Source organism: Streptomyces roseochromogenus subsp. oscitans DS 12.976 (assembly GCF_000497445.1).
In the GTDB taxonomy this organism is placed as follows: domain Bacteria; phylum Actinomycetota; class Actinomycetes; order Streptomycetales; family Streptomycetaceae; genus Streptomyces; species Streptomyces oscitans.
The window spans coordinates 6,983,436-6,985,726 of the sequence record NZ_CM002285.1; the positions used below are offsets into that span (position 1 = coordinate 6,983,436).

A 2,291-nucleotide genomic window follows, 5' to 3' on the forward strand; every position below is an offset into this window, starting at 1 on the left:
GCCGGGGTCGCCAGGCCCAGGGCCAGAAGGGTGCCGCCTCCGGCCTCCGCCAGGCCCGCCGCCGTCGCGCTCGCCCTGCCCGGCGTGTAGCCGACGGACTCCATGAACTGGCCTGTTCCCTCCAGGCCGTGCCCGCCGAACCAGCCGAACAGCTTCTGCGCGCCGTGCGCGGCCAGCACCCCGCCGGTCCCCAGCCGGAGCAGCAGCAGGCCCAGATCACGTCGGTCGTAGCAGCTCACGGTGACTCCCAAACGGAGAGGCGGAGGAGAGATAGGGGACAGGGGGCAGGGGGAGAGGCTCGTGTTCTCACCGTCTCAGGTTCGGCGGCCTTCGGCCCGTTGGGGAGAGCGTTCGGGTGGCGGGTCCGGTGCGGTGGTGTGAGCCTGGCGCCATGACGATTAAGCCAGCCAATCTCAGCGACCCGGCGGTCCGGGCGTTCGTGAGCGCCGTCAACTCTCATGACCGGGACAGGTTCATGTCCCTGCTCGCGCCCGGCGCGACCATGTCCGACGACGGCTCCGACCGGGACCTCGCCGAGTGGATCGACCGGGAGATCTTCTCCTCCAACGGGCACCTGGAGGTCGACAACGAGTCCTCCGGCGGGCGGGCACTTCTCGCCCGCTACCGCAACGACACCTGGGGCGAGATGCGCACCCGGTGGACCTTCACCGTCGAGAACGACGGGCGGATCTCCCGCTTCGAGACCGGCCAGGCTTAACACCGTTGCACAGCGAGACCGTCCTCGGCCGCGCCCTCACCGCTTCCCTGCGCCGAACTCCACGATCTGTGCGAGGAGTTCGTGAAGGAGGGGCTCATCCGCGCGTACGTGCTGAACGACGCTCCTGAACTCCTCGGTGTGTGCGAGCGGTTGGAGCTCGCGAGCGTCAATCGCAGCCCGATGGCCATGGGGTTGCTCACCGGGAAGCGGCAGAGCGCGTCGGCGGCCGGGGACATCCGCAGCCGGCCGCCCGCCTGGCTGCAGAGGTTCGGGGACGGCTCGGGGGCCGACCCGCGGTGGGTGGCCCGGGTCGACGCCCTGCGCGACGTCCTCACCAGCGGTGGCCTCACCGGGGGCAGCCGGCCGAGATCGACCACGTCCTCGGGAGGTGAGACCTTGGTGACGGTCATGCCGGTGCCGAGTCCGTGCAGAGAGAAAACCGAGCCGACTCATCGTATTTTCATAACGCGGCAAATTCTGCGGCGTACGGCCCTCCTTCCAGGAATCCCCTGCTGGGCGCGGTGTACGGTCCCCGAGTGCGCGAATGTTCCCGGCTCAGTCGACGTGCCGTCCTCGGACTGACGGCCGCCGCCCTTCCCTTGTCCACGGCCACCGAGGCCTCGGCGACCGCGGTCGTCGGGGGCGAGCAACTGGCCCGTACCGGTGTCCAGGTGCGCGGTGCCTCCGGGCTGCCCGCCAAGATCACCGCCCGCTCCTGGCTGATCGCCGACTGCGAGAGCGGCGAGGTGCTCGCCGCGTTCAACGCACACCGGCGGCTTCCACCCGCGTCCACGCTGAAGATGCTGTTCGCGGACACGGTGCTGAAGAAGTTCGACCGCACCGAGCGGTACACGGTGCAGGACTCCGACGTCTCCGACGTTCCGCTCGGCTCCAGCCTGGTCGGCATCAAGCCCGGCCTCTCCTACACCGTCGAGCAGCTGTGGCAGGGCGTGTTCCTGCGCTCCGGCAACGACGCCGTGCACGTGCTCTCCCACATGAACGGCGGCATCGCCAAGACCGTCGCCGAGATGCAGGCGAAGGCCGAGGACCTGCAGGCCCTGGACACCCATGTGGTCAGCCCCGACGGCTTCGACCACCCGGGCCAGATCTCCTCGGCGTACGACCTCTCGCTCTTCGCCCGCCACGGCCTCAAGGACGCCGACTTCCGCGGCTACTGCGGCACGCGGACCGCCGACTTCCCGGCCGGCGGCAAGAAGACCTTCCAGATCCAGAACACCGACCGCCTGCTGACCGGGGCGTGGGGCCTGAAGACGTACGACGGTCTGATCGGGGTCAAGAACGGCTACACCAGCAACGCCGGCAACACCTTCACCGGCGCGGCCACCCGGGACGGGCGCACCCTGCTGGTGACGGTCATGCACCCCGCCGAGGGCAACAACGCCGTCTACGAGCAGACCGCCGCGCTGCTCGACTGGGGCTTCGGGCACGGGCGTACGGCGCGGGCCGTGGGCACGCTCGTCGATCCGCTCAGCGAGGGCGGCGCGAGCGCGAGTCCGGCGCCCGGGGGGAAGGGGGCGCAGGCGGCGGCCGGCGCGCCCGGGCCGGAGGGCGG

At 70.7% G+C, this 2,291-nt stretch carries 3 protein-coding genes and 1 pseudogene; 3 read left to right on the forward strand and 1 reads right to left on the reverse strand.

The window, feature by feature from the left end:
• Positions 1–239 (reverse strand): DoxX family membrane protein (locus M878_RS79855; protein ID WP_023551227.1); only part of this gene is annotated, 239 nt, incomplete at its 3' end.
• Positions 240–391: 152 nt separating this feature from the next.
• Here M878_RS79855 and M878_RS49340 point away from each other — a divergent pair.
• The 3 genes and pseudogenes from M878_RS49340 to M878_RS79865 form a co-directional block, all read left to right on the forward strand.
• Entirely contained in the window at positions 392–718 is a 327-nt protein-coding gene (locus M878_RS49340; RefSeq protein WP_031226280.1) for a nuclear transport factor 2 family protein, read from the forward strand.
• 39 nt (positions 719–757) lie between these two features.
• A pseudogene (locus tag M878_RS000000100340) lies at positions 758–1,069 on the forward strand (aldo/keto reductase); the annotation flags it as partial.
• Between the two features lie 185 nt (positions 1,070–1,254).
• Positions 1,255–2,291 (forward strand): D-alanyl-D-alanine carboxypeptidase family protein (locus M878_RS79865; RefSeq protein ID WP_245238254.1); only part of this gene is annotated, 1,037 nt, incomplete at its 3' end.

Coding starts and splice junctions, on each gene's coding strand:
- M878_RS49340 (WP_031226280.1), top strand. CDS start 392: ATGACGATTAAGCCAGCCAATCTCAGCGACCCGGCGGTCCGGGCGTTC.